This window comes from Sphingopyxis granuli NBRC 100800 (assembly GCF_001591045.1).
GTDB lineage: Bacteria > Pseudomonadota > Alphaproteobacteria > Sphingomonadales > Sphingomonadaceae > Sphingopyxis > Sphingopyxis granuli.
In genome coordinates this window covers 32,848-48,334 of sequence record NZ_BCUA01000025.1, presented here as the reverse complement: position 1 = coordinate 48,334, position 15,487 = coordinate 32,848, and the positions used below count along the sequence as shown (strand labels likewise).

The following is a 15,487-nucleotide window of genomic DNA, read 5'->3' as shown; positions in this document are numbered from 1 at the left end:
AGTTCAGCATGACGAACGGATGAGGCAGCGCGTCGAACGCCGAATCCCCACAGACCGTTGAGCGTCGTGCGTTGCATCTGCATCATTCTTTCTGCCGTTCGTGCTGAGCTTGTCGAAGCACCGCCCTTCTTCTGCGTCCTCGAAAGAAAGGACCGCCCTCTTCGACTGCCTTGCAGGCGCTCAGGACAGGCTTCGACAAGCTCAGGGCAAACGGTTCACAAGGCACGGTACTCTACGCTCGTCGCTTCAGCGAGCTTTCTTAGACCCCGCCAACGCGCGCGATCGTCGCCATGCGGACGAGGTCGGACAGGGTCTTCGCCTGCATCTTCATCATCGCATTCGCCCGATAGACCTCGACCGTCCGCGCGCTGATTCCCAGATCGAAGGCGATGGCCTTGTTCGCCTGTCCCTCGACAAGGCGGTCCATGATCTGGCGCTCGCGCGTCGACAGCGTCGCGATCCGGCCGGCGATCGCATTCCGCTCGGCCCGCGCGTCGGCGTCGGCCGCCCGGTCGCTGATCGCCCGGCGGATCGCCGACAGGATGACCTCGTCGTCGAACGGCTTTTCGATGAAATCGACTGCTCCCGCCTTCATCGCCTGGATCGCCAGCGGAACATCGGCATGGCCGGTGACCACGATCACGGCGGGGGCGCCGCCGCGCGCGTGCAGCGCCTCCAGCAATTCGATGCCGGTGGTTCCGGGCATGCGGACGTCGGTGACCACGCACGCACCGTCCAGCGGCGGCGACGCCTTCAGGAAGGCATCGGCCGATGCGAAGCCGCGAACGCGCAGGCCCGCGCAATCGAGCAGGAATTCGAGCGAGCCGCGAACGCCGTCGTCATCGTCGATCACATAGACGATCGGTTCACTCGCCATCTTCCAGTTCCTTCCTGTCCACCATCTGCAACGTAAAGCTGAAACGCGCGCCGCCGCCGGAGGCTTCCTCGGCCCAGATCTTGCCGCCATGCGCCTCGACGATCGTGCGCGAAATGGAGAGGCCCACCCCCATCCCGGTGCGCTTGCTGGTGATGAAGGGCTGGAACAGCCGCGCCGCGATGTCGGGGGCGATACCCGGCCCATTGTCGGTCACGCCGACGCGCGCCATGTCGCCCTCGCGGTCGATCCGCACCTCCAGCTCGCGCGGTGCCCGCCCCGATTCCGCGAGCGCATCGACGGCATTGCGCACCAGGTTGAGCACCACCTGCTGGATCTGCACCTTGTCGGCGAGCACGAGTTCGACTTCGGGATCGAAGACGAAGCGGACGCGAATATCATGTTCGCGTGCGCCCACCAGCGCGAGCGCGCTCGCTTCCTCGACCAGCTTGGGCAGGCTTTCGACCGTCCGCTCGGTCTCGCCGCGCGCCACGAATTCGCGCAGGCGCCGGATGATGTCGCCGGCGCGTAACGCTTCGGCCGCCGCCCGCTCGACCGCTTCGGCCACCCGCTCGCGCGGCACCTCCTCGCGCCCGAGCAGCATGCGGCTGCCCTTGAGGTAGTTCGCGATCGCCGAAAGCGGCTGGTTGATCTCGTGCGCGATCGCCGATGCCATCTCGCCGAGGCTGGTGAGCCGCGAGACGTGGACGAGTTCGCCCTGAAGCTCCTGCAGCCGCGCCTCGGCCTTCTGGCGCTCGGTCAGGTCGCGGATGAAGCCGGTGAAATGCCGCTCGCCGGCCGCCCGGATTTCGCCGACCGACAGCTCGATCGGAAAGGTCGCGCCGTCGCGCCGCTGGCCGACGACGACCCGGCCCTTGCCGATGATGCGCTTCTCGCCCGTCCGGTAATAGCGCTCCAGATAGCCGTCGTGCGCGCTGCGATAGGGTTCGGGCATCAGCATGCGGACGTTGCGCCCGACCGCCTCGCCGGCCGGCCAGCCGAACATCCGCTCGGCCGCCGGACTGAAATCGCGGATCTGGCCCGCCTCGTCGATCACGACGATGGCGTCGGGAACCGTTTCGAGGACCGACCGCAGATGCGCCTCGCGGTTGGCGAGCCCCGCCGCGGCGGCCTCGGTTTCGATCCGCGCGCGCTGGAACCATTCGCCGCCGGTCGCGATCGCGAGCGAGATCGCGACGAAGGCGCCCGCCGCGATCAGGCTGCCGCCTTCTACCGGCCCCGCCTGCGCATCGCACCACAGCCCCGCCGCCGCCCCCGCGAGCGCGGCGAGAGCGCCGGCGCGAAGCCCCGACAGCGCGCCCGCGACGACGACGCCGGGAACGAAGAAGATGAAGGTCGCGCGCGGCCCCAGCGCATCGGCGAACATCAGGCGCACCCCGATGCCGCCGGCGAGGAAGAACAGCGCGACCGCGAATCCCGCCGCGGCCGAAAGGCGCGGAAGGAAACGGCTCGTGAAGCGCGCCCGCTGCGCCTCCGGGAAATCCCCTAGGGGATGCACGCTAGGGGCATCATCCGAATGTTCGCGATCCGACACAGCCCCTAAATCGGCCTCCATCGACGGCATCGCAACCCCCGCGCCGTCCCGTGGAGATATTCCAATGTCCGTACCTTTCATCGATCTTGGCGTTCATCACAAGCCGCAGGGCTTCTCTGACCGGATCGCCTATGGCTTCACCAAGGCGCTCCGCTGGTGCGCCGACACCTTCTTCGCCGAGCGCTACGGCCACCGCGCGGTCGTGCTCGAAACGGTCGCCGCGGTGCCCGGCATGGTCGGCGCGACGATCAACCACCTCGCCTGCCTCCGCCGCATGTGCGACGACAAGGGCTGGATCAAGACGCTGATGGACGAGGCCGAGAATGAACGCATGCACCTGATGACGTTCATCGAAATCTCCAAGCCGACGCTGTTCGAACGGGCGGTGATCATCGGCGTCCAGTGGGTGTTCTACCTCTGCTTCTTCGCACTCTATCTCGTCAGTTCGAAGACGGCGCACCGCGTGGTGGGCTATTTCGAGGAAGAGGCGGTGATCAGCTATACGCACTACCTGGCCGAGATCGACGAGGGGCGCAGTCCCAACGTCCCGGCGCCCGCGATCGCCAGGCAATATTGGGGCCTGCCCGACGACGCGACGCTTCGCGACGTGGTGCTGGTCGTGCGCGCCGACGAAGCCCACCACCGCGACGTGAACCACGGCTTCGCCAGCGAGCTTGCGGGCCTCCCGGTCGGCCGGATCGCCGAATGCCCGCCGCACGTGACGCTCGAACCGAACTGGAAGAAGGCGGCCTGACACACGTCGCCATCGTGCCGGGAGCAGGCCCCACCCTGCTCCCGTTGCCGAAATCCGGCGAAGCGGACAGGTGGCCGACATGATGGAAGATGCGTCGGACCGTCGATTTTACGGTCCGATATCGTTGCCGGAGGCGCGCAATCTGAAGCCCTGCCTTTCGGGAAAGCCGAGCGCCGCGGCGACGGCGCCGTTCCAGCCATAGGGATCGGCGCGGACGACCGGCTCGCCCGCATCGTCGAACAGCACGGTCTGGTAATAGAGCCGCACCGGTATCGCACGCGGCAGGTTGACGAAGCTTTCCTTCCCCGTCGCGCGCGCCTTCTGCCATTCGTCGAGGATACCCTCGTCGCGCGCCAGCATCTGCGCGAAGCCGAGCGCGTCCTCGACCCGGACGCAGCCGTGGCTGCGCTGCCGCTGCACCTCGTCGAACAGCGATTTGGCGGGGGTGTCGTGCAAATAGATCGAATGCTCGTTCTTCATGTCGAACTTGACCAGCCCCAGCGCATTCTGGGGCCCCGGCTGCTGCACGATCCAGCCGTCCTTCCACGCCATGTCGTTGCGGCGAAGATAGGCCGATCCCTTCTTCGCGATCTCTCCGTTCTGGATCGAGCGCGGCACCGTCCAGGTCGGATTGGCGACGAGCCGGTAGATCGGCGATCCGAGCTGGGGCGTTTCCTTCCCCGGTTTTCCCACGACCACCTTGCGCGTATCGGCCAGCTTTCCATCGCGCCAATAGGCCAGCCGCCCCGCGGCGATATTGACGTCGATGCGCGTCGCGGGCGGCGTCCGTTCGAGCCAGCGCATCCGTTCCATCGCGACCGCGAGCGCGCGGGCCCGGTCGGCATCGGACAGGTTGAGGATTTCGAGCGCCTCGCCGCCGATCACCCCGTCGGGCTCGATGCCGTAATCGATCTGCATATGCTGCACGGCACGGACCATCGCCGGCGTGTATCGGGTCCCCTGCCCCTCTGCGCGGTCGAGATAGCCGGACGCGACGAGCTGCGCCGCGATGGCCGGGACGCGGGGATCGGTCGCGCCGGGTTTCAGCGGCTTGGTATCGGGGATGGCGGCCGCCTTGTCACCCGACCCGCGCAGCGCGAGATAGGCTTTCGAAAGCTGGCGATACTGGTCGTTTTGGGGCGCAAGACTATCGATCCAATCGTCCAGCTTCCTATCGGACAGCGCCCCGGCCAGACCGGGCCGCAGATCGGCTTCGGGACGGGGGATCGTATAGATATCCTGCAATTTGGCCGGATCGGTCGCACCGCGCGCGACCGCCGAGGCGTAGCGGAGCGCGCTTTGGGTCAGCGCCTTTTCGCCCTCGGCGCTTCCCACCTGCCCCTCGACCGCAAAGCGCATATGGTCGAGACCGTGCGCCGCGCGCCGTTCGATGGCTTTGCGCAACTGCCCGACCGCCGCCTCGTTCCAGCGGATGGTGGCCGCCGCCGCGTTCGATTGCGCATCGCCGTTCGCCGAAGGATTGCCGCATCCGGTCAGCGCCAGCGCCAGCAGCGAGCCGGCCAACATCAATTTCCGCACGAATATCTCCTTGCAATGGAAGGAGATAACGCGAGGCGCTTAGGCAGCGTTCCCGCGAGATGCAAAAGCGGTGGTCGTTTCAGGCCTTTGCGGCATAGAGAAGCCGCCCTTCGCCCAGGAAGCCGAAGACGCGGTCCAGTTCATGTTCGCCGACCGCGAAACAGCCCTGGCTGCGCCCCAGTTTCCCATGCGCGGCAAGGATGTCGGAGTTCGCATACCATGCCGAATGGATCACGATCGCGCGCCCCCGGGCATTGTCATTCGTCGGATCGAGTCCGGCAAGCCGCTGCGACCGCCCATGCTTTCCGACATAATAGTCGCCGGTCAGAAAGGCCCCTTCGCTCGACGCGTTGGAACCGAAATCATTCGAGAAGCGCTGCAGGAAACCCGTATGCCCGGGATCCGAGCCCGCGCCGTGGGCGACGAGCAGGCTCGACCGCTCTCCCTTGATGACGTCGAGAAAATGCAGACGCGCTTCCGATGACGGCGCGGAGAAGTCGACGATCGCGATGCGATCGCGATGGACGACCGCCCCGGCGTGACGATCCAGCGCGGCAAGGGCTTTGCGCAGCAAGGTCGGATCGAACGACGCGGGGGCCACGGATGCGGACGCCGACGGCGGCACCGTTCCGACATTCCGGGCATGGGGAGCAAGCGGCGCGGTGACGGCCGCGGACCGGTCGAGCAAGGCGGCGGCGGCCGTCGCCGTTCCCGACAGCATGAGCGCGCGTCTGTCGATCGGAAAGGAACGATCGGTCATGCGCATAATGTAGGCACGAGGAGCGGTTTTTGAAGCTTCGGTCGCGACCCGCGGAGGACGGGCCCGCTCTTCCGGTCGTACAAAGCCGGCGTTTCGGCGCGCAACCGGGGCCGTCGCGCGCATCGGTGGTTCCATGAGGAACCGTTGAAATCCGCGACGCGTTCGAACGCCATGACCGGACGATATAGGATATGTGCGGGCCCGCTCGCTTCGCTGACGCTGGCGCTCGCGGCGTGCGGCGGACCGGCCGATCGACAAGCCGGCGCCCCCGAGCCGGCCGAAACGCCGCGCCCGGCAATCGATAGTGTCGCGCGCGCCGCACCTTCGCCTTCGACGCCTGCCGCGACCGGCGAGCCGCGGTCCTGCGCCGTGGAGATCGGCGGGCAGGCGGCCGAGCGCCGCGCCCAGCTCTGCCGCACCCTGTCCCCGGCGACCCATCCGCCCTGCAACGTCGCCAACAGCTGCCCGATGATCGACGACGAGATCGCCCGAAGCTGCGCGCTGCTGAGCCAGGCAGGATCGCCGCCCGCCGATTGCCGGCCCGACCCCCGAAGCAACGAGGCCGCCGCCGATGTCGTCAAGCGCTATTATGCGGCCCTCGACGCCCGGGACTATGCCACCGCCTGGCTGCAATGGGGTCAGGACGGCCCGCCGAACCAGTCCCTCGAAAAATTCAGGCAGGGCTTCGCCCATACCCGGTCGACGCACGTCACGATCGGTTCGGCAGGTGAGGCCGAAGGCGCCGCCGGGTCGCTTTATCTGACCGTCCCCGTCACGGTCGAGGCCACGCTCGATTCCGGTGCGCTACAGCGGTTTCGCGGACACTATATCGTGCGCCGCGTCAACAACGTGGACGGAGCAACCGCCGACCAGCTTCGCTGGCATATCGATTCCGCGCATCTCCAGCCGCTACCGCCCCGCTAGAGACCCATGCGATCAGGCGGGTGCGGCGATCCAGCGGTCGACCTGCGCTTCGAGCACCGGCAGCGGCACAGAGCCCCGGCCGAGCACGATTTCGTGGAACATGCGCTGATCGTATCGCGCACCCAGCGCCGTCCGTGCCCGATCGCGCAAGGCCAGGATGCGCTGCATGCCGACCTTGTACGAGGTCGCCTGCCCCGGGCTCACGAAATAGCGGCGGATTTCGGAACGGATCTTGGCCGCGGGCTGCGGCGAATTGGCGGTGTAATAGGCCAGCGCCTGCGCCTCGCTCCACCCCTTGGCGTGGATGCCGGTATCGACCACCAGCCGGATCGCGCGCCATATCTCACGCCCCAGCCGACCGAAATCGCTGTAGGGATCGGTGTAGAAGCCCATCTCCTTGGCCAGCCGCTCGACATAGAGCGCCCAGCCCTCGCCATAGGCGCCATAGAAATAATTCTTCCGGAATTCGGGGGTGCCGGTCATCTCCTGCGCGAGAGCGATCTGCATGTGATGGCCGGGCAGGCCTTCGTGATAGACGGTACCCTCGATTTCATAAATCGGCGTCGCGCGCGTGTCGGCGAGGTGGACATAGAAGATGCCGGGCCGCGACCCGTCGAGCGCCGCCGGCGAATAATGCGCCGCGCCGCCCGGTTCCTCGCGAAACGCCTCGACGCGCTTGACGATCAGGTCGGCCTTGGGCAGCCGCCCGAACTGTTCGGGAAGCCGCACGCGCATGCCGTCGAGATAGGCTTCCGCCATCTTGAGATAAGCGGCGCGGCCGGCATCGTCATTGGCGACATAGAAACGATCATCGCTGCGCAGGAAGACGAAGAAATCCTCCAGCTTCCCCTCGAAACCGATCCGGTCCTTCAGCGTCTCCATCTCGGCACGGATGCGCGCGACCTCGGACAGGCCGAGCGCGTGAATTTCGTCGGCGGTCATGCCGGTCGTCGTCTGCAGCCGCAGCATCGCATCATAATAGGCGGCGCCATCGGGCAGCGCGCCCGCGCCGAGCGGTTCGGCCGCGGCCTTGGCACGGTCGGCGGCGAGCCAGGCGCGCAGCCGCTCGTAAGCAGGCTGCATCGACCCGGTCATCGCCGCGGCGACCTGCGCGACATAGCGGTCGGCCGCGGCGGCATCGATCTGCCCCGACGCGACCAGGCCCGCCGCCTTCGCCTTCGCGTCGGCGAACAGCGCCGTATCGGGACCATCGCCGAACGGTGCCCCGGTGATGACGCGCCCCACGAGTTCGATCGACTGGTCATAGGCGAATCCGGGCATGCGCACGCCCTTCGCCGCCGCCGCCGTGGCCCGCTCCAGATAGGCGTCGAGCGTCGGACCAAGCGCCGTGACGCGCGCCACATAGGCTTCCATGTCCGCCGGCGTATCGACGCGATGCTGGTTGATCATGAAGTTCGGCAGCCCGGTGTGCGGCCCGTTGCGGTCGAAGATATAATTATGTCCGCGCCATTTCGTCGACGCCTCGGCGCGCTCCAGTTCGAGGACCCACATGTCGTAGGACACCCGCGCGTCTTCGCCGAGCGCCGCGCGATCGAACTGCGTCTTCATCGCGGCGACATTGCCTCGCCGCCACGCGAGCCGCGCCGCCGCCGCCGCATCGCTGGGATCGGTGAACCGGTCCTGCTGCTCCTTGCGGCCGAGCTGGGTGAGCTGTTCGGGGTCGAGTGCGATCTCGGCCTCGAAGGCCGCATCGAGAAAGGCCGTAAGCGCCGCGTCGCTCTCCCCTGCCTTGCCCGCCGCCCGCGCCGCCGGCGCCGCGACCAGACCGGCCGCCAGCGCCCATGAGAATTCCCGTCGAGATAGTCGCACCGGACCCCTTTCTCCATTGCCTGTCATCAGCGGTACCGCGATTGACGGTCCGGGGCCAAGTCCAAATTCGGCAACCTACTCTGCTTTCGGGCTCGCATCACCCTCCTAAAAGTTGACAATGTCTCGCGTGAGCCGCCGACCGACATGATCGTTACATAAGAATCTGACGTTCTGGACCCCGGTCTGGATCATCGCCAGTTCGAGCTCGGTTCTCAGCAGGTGCAGCATATGGGCGGCGCCGGCTATTCCTGCGGCGGCGAGGGCGTGGAATTGGGGTCGGCCGACAAGAACCGCTTTCGCTCCGAGCGCCAGTGCCTTGACGATATCGCTTCCCTGACGCACGCCGCCGTTCATCAGGATCGGCAGCGTGCCGCCGGTTGCGGTAACGACGGCGGGGAGCATGTCGAGCAGGCGGGCCGCGATGCAATCCTGCTGATGAGCGAAGACGGTCCAGGGATTCCGCTGTCCGAGCATCAACATATCTTCCGCCGCCTCACCCGCCTCGACGCCAGCCGCTCGAAGCCGGGGCACGGCCTTGGCCTGAGCCTCGTCGACGCAATCATGCGCGCCCACGGCGGAACAGTGTCGATCGAGCCAACGACAGTCGGGCTGCGAATTTGCTGCAATTTACCGGCGGTAGACACTCCATTTCGGCATTCTGTTGCCAAGGCTCGCTAACGCCGAGCTTGGCCTTAGCGGTCAGGCCGCTTTTGGGGGATCGACGCAATGAAGCGGACATGACGCCGCATTCGGAATCAATGGCTTGGATACAATCTCCGGCGGATCGCTTTGCAAGCAGCGCCTAGCTATTTTTCCAGCCTAGCGATCATTTTGAACGCTTCGGCTAGTGTGACGCCGTGCACGGGAACAATGATTGCGGACGGCGGTTGTCGCAATATGGGAACGCAAATGAAAGGTCGTTTGCCCGCACCCCCCGGAGAGAGAAAATGAGAAGGTTCCTGACTATTTTCGCCCTTAGCGGCTCAATCCTGATCCTGTCTGCCTGCAACACGATCGAAGGTGCAGGCAAAGATATTGAATCCGCTGGAGATTGCGCTGATGGCGTTAAAGGAAACTGCTGAGCCGCAATTGCTCGCATCAGCCTGAGCCAGAAGTCGCCCATGAACGGCAATTACGTCGGCTTTCCGTATCCAGGCACTGAGCGTAAATTGCCTTCCGGCTTCAACCAGGCGCCTTAAGCTCGTGGGATCGGAGTTCGATCGAGATTGACGCGCGTGTCCCAGGATTGTCCCGTGCGGTATGCACGGGCGCGTATCGCACGGTCGCCTTGTGCGTTCGTGCGAGCGCTTCGATGAGACGAGTTCCAAGCCCGGTGCCCCGGGCAATGCCGTCAGACTGCATCCCGGCGCCGTCATCTTCCACCGCCAGCTCGACGGTCGACGCCCCCAATCTGTTGAGCATAATCCGGACCTCCCCGGCTTCACCCGCCGGATAGGCGTATTTGCACGCGTTGCTGACCCATTCATTGGCGATCATTCCAAGCGCTACCGCCTTGTCGGTCGCGATCTTCAGAGCCTCGGCCGATGCAGACACCCGTCGTTCGCCCGTTCCGTTCGACCAAGTATCGGAAAGATCGGTGGCGAGGCCCGACAGATAGTCGTCCATCGCGACGAATTCGACATCGTTGGTCGTGTAGAGACGCCGATTGACCTGCGCGACGGTAGCGATCCGCTGCTGGGTTTTCTGGAGCGCCTCCCGGGCACCGGGATCGGACAAATTCTTCGATTGGAGCGCAACGAACGACATGACCATCTGGAGGTTGTTCGCGACGCGGTGATTCACTTCCTTGAGGAGTGCTTCGAGCCGCGCGTTGCTTGCGCGAAGTTCCGCCTCGGCTTCCTCGCGCGCGCGGCGGAGCTGGGCACGCTCGAGAACCTGTCCGAAACTTGACGCGAGCAGGTCGAAAAAATCCTCGCCGACCGACTTTACGACATAATCATCGGCCCCCGATTTCAACGCCGCGACCGCGATCCGGCTCTCCTCGGAGCCGGTGACATAGACGACCGGCGGACAAGCCGGGAGCGAACGAAGCGCTTCGAGCGTCGCAAGGCCGTCCTGTCCGGGCATATAATGATCGACGGCAATCAGATCGAAGGCCGTCGCCTTTGCCATATCGACGCCCTCGGCGCCGTTCGCCGCGAGACTGACGTCATAGCCCTTGCGGCCGAGCGCGCGAGATGCGAGCCGGCGCATGCCATCGTCGTCGTCGATGTACAGAATGTGGGACAGAAAAATTCTCAAGCCGGATCGGGATCGGGGACCTGGATCACCGACAGGAAAAGGCCGAGCTGGCGGATGGCGTCGGCGAAATTCTCGTAGTTCACCGGCTTGGTGATATAGACGTTGCAGCCGAGGTCGTAGCAGCGCTGGATCTCGACCTTGTCGTCGGTCGTCGTGAGCACGACGACCGGTGTGCGCCGTAGCGGACTTCCGTCTGCCTTGAGCTTCGCAAGAATATCGGTTCCGCTCATATCGGGCAGATTGAGGTCAAGCAGCACGAGCGCCGGCCCGTTGCGAACGGGGCCCTCGGCCGCGTCGTACAGAAACTCGAGCGCCGATGTACCGTCGAGGAAATGGTGGATCGTGTTCGAGATGCCCGCACGGCGGATATTCTTCTCGATGAGGCGCGCATGGCCCTCGTCGTCCTCGATCATCACGATATTGACGGGCTGCTGGTCAGTCATCCTCTTCTCCGCTTTGCCACACGAGTGGCAGGATCAGCCGGAAGGTGGACCCCACACCCAATTCGGACTGGATTTCGATATTTCCGCCGAGGCGATAGGCAAGCGCGCGTGCGTGCGCAAGGCCGATCCCCTCGCCCTGCTGATCCTGCACGCCCGATCGGCGGAAGAGGTCGAACACGCGCTCGTGATCGCGCGGCTCGATGCCGCGACCGTTGTCGGTCACCGATACCCAGGCGCGCCCAAGGTCGGTGCCCCCCGTCACGCTTATGGTCCCGGCGCGCCCCGGCTGAAGATATTTGAGCGCATTCTCGACGAGGTTCGACAGGATCTGCTCGACCGCGACACGGTCGTTCACGACTACCGGAAGCTCCTCCACCGTGACCACAGTGCCGGTCTCGTCGATCCGGTGCTGCAAACTCCCGACGATCGCGCGCACGACGCCGCCAAGATCGAGCGTTTCCGGAGCCAGCGTGCGCCGCCCCTGGCGCGAGAGATTGAGGATCGCGTTGATCAGCCGGTCCATCTTCTGGGTCGAGGTGCGAATGAACCCGATCGATTCCGGAAGATCCTCCTCGATCGCGAGACGCGTCGCGGCGTCAGGCGCTTGCCAGCCTTCGGACTCGCCCTTCTCGAGATAGCCCGCGATAGATTTGCGCGCGGTCTCGAGTTCGGCGGTGAAGCCCATGACGTTGACGAGCGGCGACCTGAGGTCATGCGACACGATATAGGCGAAGCGCTGGATTTCGGCATTGGCGCGCTGAAGCTCGCCGGTGCGGGCATCGACCAGTTCCTCAAGCCCTTCGTTGAGACGTCGAAGCTCCATGCGCGAGCTACGCAGGTCCACCAGATTGCGTCGGACGAGAAGCAGGGTCGCCGCCGCAACCACGAGCAGGAGGATGCCTGTCGCGATCAGGGTCGTTGTGAAAAGACGCTGCGTGCGGTGCTGCCGCTCCTCCCGTTCGCGAAGCAGGGCAAACTCGTCGGCAAGCATCGATTCGACAACCGCGCGCGAGGCGCGCACCGCGAGCACCCCGCGGTCGTTCGAGAAGCTGTCGATCAGCGACTGCCGGTCGGCACCGCGCAGTCCGAGCGTCTTGCTATAATGTTCGGCGTAGGCATCAAGGTGCCCGCGCAGCGTCCGGACGCGCATCTGCTGCTCGGGGTTGTCGCTGATCAGTTTCTCAAGCGTAGCCAGTTGCGCCCGCGAATTAGCCTCCGCTTCCTCGATGATCGTCGCGAACTGGGCATTTTGTGTGAGGATGAGACCGCGGCGCGCGGTTTCCATTCGCTCGGTGGCGCTAGCGAACGCGCCGAGGCTGGCTTCGACGGCCAGCGTGTGTGCGACCATCCGCGCGTCGGTTTCATTCTGGCGCTGGACGTAAAAGGCGGTCGCAGCCGCGACGAGCAACGCCGCGAAGCCGACCGACAGGAGAAGGATGATGAGGCGGCTCGCGCGCGTGTCGCGCCCAAGCGCCGATAATCTGGCCGATTCCATCTGGCTGCCCCTCGGCCCGATCCTTTGCGGCCTGATCGATGTCTTAAAATCCGCCTTTACGCAAGCAAGGGCATCAAGCTCCTTAACATAGGTTATGTGCCGCTCACGCAATTCGCGCGGCGATGAAACCAGCGCGGAAAACAGGCGTTGGCTTGGCAAAGAAACCATCAAGGAACTGCCCGATGCCGAAGAAGCCCCGCCCCTCGCCCGCGACCGACAATAGCCTTGCCGCGCACCAGCCCGGAAGCGGCCAGATGGCGCTCAAGGTCGACAAGGGGAATGCGGGTGAACTTCACCAGCATATCGCCGCCGACGACGAGCGCGATGGCCGCGCGCACCTCACGGACAATTTCGGTCACCGCATTGCCGACAACCAGAACAGCCTCAGGGCTGGGACACGCGGCCCGACCTTGCTCGAGGATTTTGTCCTCCGCGAGAAAATCTTCCACTTCGACCATGAGCGCATTCCCGAGCGTATCGTGCATGCGCGCGGCTCGGGCGCGCACGGCGTCTTTGAATGCACGCACGCAATCCCCGAGCTCACCAAGGCCGACATCTTTCAGGAGGTCGGCAAGACCTGCCCGGTCTTCGTGCGCTTCTCGACCGTGGCGGGCGGCGCCGGCTCGGTCGACACGCCGCGCGATGTACGCGGCTTTGCAGTAAAGCTCTACACCGAGGCGGGGAACTGGGACCTCGTCGGCAATAATATCCCGGTCTTCTTCATCCAGGATGCGATGAAATTCCCCGATCTCGTCCATAGCGTGAAGATGGAAGCCGACCGGGGTTATCCGCAAGCGGCGAGCGCCCACGACACTTTCTGGGATTTCATCTCCCTGATGCCCGAGAGCTTCCACATGATCATGTGGGCGATGTCCGACCGAGCGATCCCGCGGAGCTTCCGCACGATCGAGGGCTTCGGCGTCCACACCTTCCGCTTCGTCAATGCGAAGGGCCAATCAAAGTTCGTGAAGTTCCACTGGAAGCCGGTGCTCGGGTTGCAGTCGACGACGTGGGACGAGGCGGTCAAGATCGCAGGCGCCGATCCCGACTATCTGCGCCGCGATCTTTATGAGGCCATCGATGCCGGCGACTTCCCGCAATGGGACCTTGGCATCCAGGTCTTCGACGAGGCTTTTTCCGCCAAGCAGCCTTATGATGTGCTCGATGCGACCAAGCTCATCCCCGAAGAAGATGTCCCGGTCGAAATCGTCGGGCGGATGACGCTCAACCGCAATCCCGACAATTTCTTCGCCGAAACCGAGCAGGTCGCCTATCTTCCCTCGAACATCGTCCCCGGCATCGATTTCAGTAACGACCCGCTGCTGCAGGGCCGCCTCTTCTCCTATCTCGATACCCAGAAGTCGCGGCTCGGTACGACCAACTTCCACCAGATCCCGATCAACGCGCCGAAATGCCCGTTCCACAATTTCCAGCGCGACGGGATGATGCAGACGCTCGTTCCGAAGGGTCGCGCGAATTACGAGCCGAACAGCCTCGCCGAAGCCGGCGAGGATGCCGGGCCGCGCGCTTGCCCGGAGACGGGCTTCACCACCTTCCCGGCCAACGGCGAGCGCAACGACCCGACCGAGAAGCTGCGCGTCCGCGCAGCCCTTTTCGCCGATCACTTCAGCCAGGCGCGGCTCTTCTACCGCTCGCAGACCGGGAATGAGCAGGCGCATATCGCCTCGGCGCTGGTATTCGAACTCTCGAAGGTCACGCTCGATCATGTTCGCGCGCGCGTCGTCGGGCAGCTCCGCAATATCGACGAGGATCTTGCGAAGCGTGTCGCCAACGGACTCGCGATCGATCTGCCTGCCAGGATCAAGCCGGCAAAGACGCCCATCGACATGGCGCCTTCCGACGCGCTCTCGATCCAGAAGGACGCACGGCCCGACGTCAGGGGGCGCAAGGTCGCGATCCTGTTCGCGGAGGGCTCCGACGCTTCTGCCATCGACAAGCTCAAGAAACAGATCGAGAAAGCGGGCGGAAGCGCCTTCCTCGTCGCTCCCAAGGTCGGCGGCATTCCGGTCTCGACCGGATTGCTCAAGGCCGATGGTCAGCTGGCGGGATCGCCATCGGTGCTGTTCGACGCCGTCGCCTCGGTGCTCACCGCAGCCGCCGCCGAAAAGCTGACGCGTGAAGGCACCGCCGTCCAATGGTTCATGGACGCCTATGGCCATTGCAAGACCATCGCGCACGACGAAGCGAGCCAGGTTCTGCTCGACAAGGCCGGGGTCGAGCCTGACGAAGGTATCGTCGCGCTTGCCGATTTCATCAAGGTCGGGACGCAGCGCCACTGGGACCGCGAGCCGAAAGTGCGCGATCTCGCCTAGCGGCCCATAGCGGGACATGAAGACCGAAAAACGCCCCGCGCTCGGCGCAACACCGAGCGATTCCGTGCGTTTCGATCTCGTATCAACGGGATAGTCAGATGACGCGTTTTCTCCTTCTCATGACCTCCGCACTTTCGATCGCCGCGGCCACGCTTGCTCTCCAGTCGTGTGGCGCGGAAAGCGTCGAGGCTGCGTCCTCCGTTCGTCCGGCCAACAGTCTAGTGGTCCTGCCCGACGGGTCGACCATGGCCGCGGCGACAGGTTCGCTGTCCCGGCGCGTCTCCGAATGGCTGGCAAACCGCGAGGGCGGCAGCGCGGACTTTCAGTTCACCGGATTTCACGAGACGCAGCCCACACTCACCAGCAAGGGCCTCGGCCGCGCCGCCGATCTCGCGACGATCCTGCGCGCTGCGCCCGCCGCGACGATCGAACTCGCAGGCGACGAGGCGCAGGCAACCACGCTCGCGCGCCTCCTCGAAGATCGCGGGATCGCCAACGAGAGGATGAGGGTAATTCCCGCCGCAGGTCTCGGCACCGTGACCATGACGATTCATCGCGGCACGACTGCGCCGCTGATGACCGCCCGGAGATAGGTCTCATTGACCAGCGTCGGGAATCAAGCCGGCGAGCCACTCCACACAAAGAGCATTCGCAGTCTTATGGCGGTTGGAGCATCTGGAGTGAAAGGTTCCGGCCGCAGGGTTCCAGCCCCGATGAA

The 15,487-nt window shown here is 65.0% G+C and carries 15 protein-coding genes; 6 read left to right on the top strand and 9 right to left on the bottom strand.

The annotated features are described in order from the left end of the window. Positions 1-259: 259 nt before the first annotated feature. Positions 260-877 carry a response regulator FixJ gene (fixJ, locus tag SGR02S_RS08365; RefSeq protein WP_067107927.1) on the bottom strand — a complete coding sequence of 206 codons (618 nt, stop codon included), beginning with the start codon at positions 875-877 and terminating at the stop codon, positions 260-262. Further along, positions 867-2,393, bottom strand: a complete 1,527-nt coding sequence (locus tag SGR02S_RS08360; RefSeq protein WP_255211422.1) for a two-component system sensor histidine kinase NtrB — start codon at positions 2,391-2,393, stop codon at positions 867-869. Before SGR02S_RS08360 ends, fixJ begins: the two co-directional genes overlap by 11 nt. Before the next feature lie 100 nt (positions 2,394-2,493). Here SGR02S_RS08360 and SGR02S_RS08355 point away from each other — a divergent pair, with 100 nt between their 5' ends. After that, positions 2,494-3,183, top strand: a complete 690-nt coding sequence (locus SGR02S_RS08355; protein WP_067107924.1) for an alternative oxidase — start codon at positions 2,494-2,496, stop codon at positions 3,181-3,183. A gap of 108 nt (positions 3,184-3,291) precedes the next feature. Here SGR02S_RS08355 and SGR02S_RS08350 read toward each other — a convergent pair whose 3' ends face one another. Together SGR02S_RS08350 and SGR02S_RS08345 are read right to left on the bottom strand one after the other, a co-directional pair. Further along, complete coding sequence (locus SGR02S_RS08350; RefSeq protein ID WP_255211421.1) at positions 3,292-4,722, bottom strand: L,D-transpeptidase family protein; 1,431 nt, start codon at positions 4,720-4,722, stop codon at positions 3,292-3,294. A 79-nt stretch (positions 4,723-4,801) separates the two neighbouring features. Further along, a complete protein-coding gene (locus SGR02S_RS08345) occupies positions 4,802-5,482 on the bottom strand; it encodes a murein L,D-transpeptidase catalytic domain family protein (protein ID WP_067107938.1) in 681 nt (226 codons plus the stop codon). 171 nt (positions 5,483-5,653) lie between these two features. Between SGR02S_RS08345 and SGR02S_RS08340 the strand changes: the two genes are divergently transcribed. Then, entirely contained in the window at positions 5,654-6,406 is a 753-nt protein-coding gene (locus SGR02S_RS08340) for a hypothetical protein (protein WP_067107918.1), read from the top strand. Between the two features lie 12 nt (positions 6,407-6,418). Here the strand turns inward: SGR02S_RS08340 and SGR02S_RS08335 are convergent, their stop codons facing one another. After that, on the bottom strand, positions 6,419-8,236 hold the full coding sequence (locus tag SGR02S_RS08335) for a DUF885 domain-containing protein (RefSeq protein ID WP_067107915.1): 1,818 nt from the start codon (positions 8,234-8,236) through the stop codon (positions 6,419-6,421). Between the two features lie 105 nt (positions 8,237-8,341). Further along, the gene (locus SGR02S_RS08330; RefSeq protein ID WP_424539279.1) at positions 8,342-8,638 is read right to left on the bottom strand and encodes an alpha-hydroxy-acid oxidizing protein; all 297 of its coding nucleotides are present in this window, start codon (positions 8,636-8,638) and stop codon (positions 8,342-8,344) included. A 33-nt stretch (positions 8,639-8,671) separates the two neighbouring features. Here SGR02S_RS08330 and SGR02S_RS20700 point away from each other — a divergent pair, with 33 nt between their 5' ends. Continuing rightward, positions 8,672-8,914 carry a sensor histidine kinase gene (locus tag SGR02S_RS20700; protein WP_082797036.1) on the top strand — a complete coding sequence of 81 codons (243 nt, stop codon included), beginning with the start codon at positions 8,672-8,674 and terminating at the stop codon, positions 8,912-8,914. Between the two features lie 269 nt (positions 8,915-9,183). Continuing rightward, on the top strand, positions 9,184-9,318 hold the full coding sequence (locus SGR02S_RS20550; protein WP_082737170.1) for an entericidin A/B family lipoprotein: 135 nt from the start codon (positions 9,184-9,186) through the stop codon (positions 9,316-9,318). 100 nt (positions 9,319-9,418) lie between these two features. Here the strand turns inward: SGR02S_RS20550 and SGR02S_RS08325 are convergent, their stop codons facing one another. The 3 genes from SGR02S_RS08325 to SGR02S_RS08315 are packed head-to-tail and all read right to left on the bottom strand — an operon-like array spanning position 9,419 to position 12,436. Further along, on the bottom strand, positions 9,419-10,498 hold the full coding sequence (locus tag SGR02S_RS08325; protein WP_255211420.1) for a sensor histidine kinase: 1,080 nt from the start codon (positions 10,496-10,498) through the stop codon (positions 9,419-9,421). Continuing rightward, positions 10,495-10,941 carry a response regulator gene (locus SGR02S_RS08320; protein ID WP_067107910.1) on the bottom strand — a complete coding sequence of 149 codons (447 nt, stop codon included), beginning with the start codon at positions 10,939-10,941 and terminating at the stop codon, positions 10,495-10,497. The genes SGR02S_RS08325 and SGR02S_RS08320 overlap by 4 nt, the downstream gene beginning before the upstream one ends. Next, entirely contained in the window at positions 10,934-12,436 is a 1,503-nt protein-coding gene (locus tag SGR02S_RS08315) for a sensor histidine kinase (RefSeq protein ID WP_067107907.1), read from the bottom strand. Before SGR02S_RS08315 ends, SGR02S_RS08320 begins: the two co-directional genes overlap by 8 nt. A gap of 182 nt (positions 12,437-12,618) precedes the next feature. On the opposite strand from SGR02S_RS08315, the gene SGR02S_RS08310 reads away from it, so the two are divergent. Both SGR02S_RS08310 and SGR02S_RS08305 read left to right on the top strand, forming a co-directional pair. Beyond that, a complete protein-coding gene (locus tag SGR02S_RS08310; protein ID WP_218000122.1) occupies positions 12,619-14,769 on the top strand; it encodes a catalase in 2,151 nt (716 codons plus the stop codon). Between the two features lie 98 nt (positions 14,770-14,867). Further along, the gene (locus SGR02S_RS08305; protein ID WP_067107903.1) at positions 14,868-15,362 is read left to right on the top strand and encodes a hypothetical protein; all 495 of its coding nucleotides are present in this window, start codon (positions 14,868-14,870) and stop codon (positions 15,360-15,362) included. The last annotated feature ends 125 nt before the right edge of the window (positions 15,363-15,487 follow it).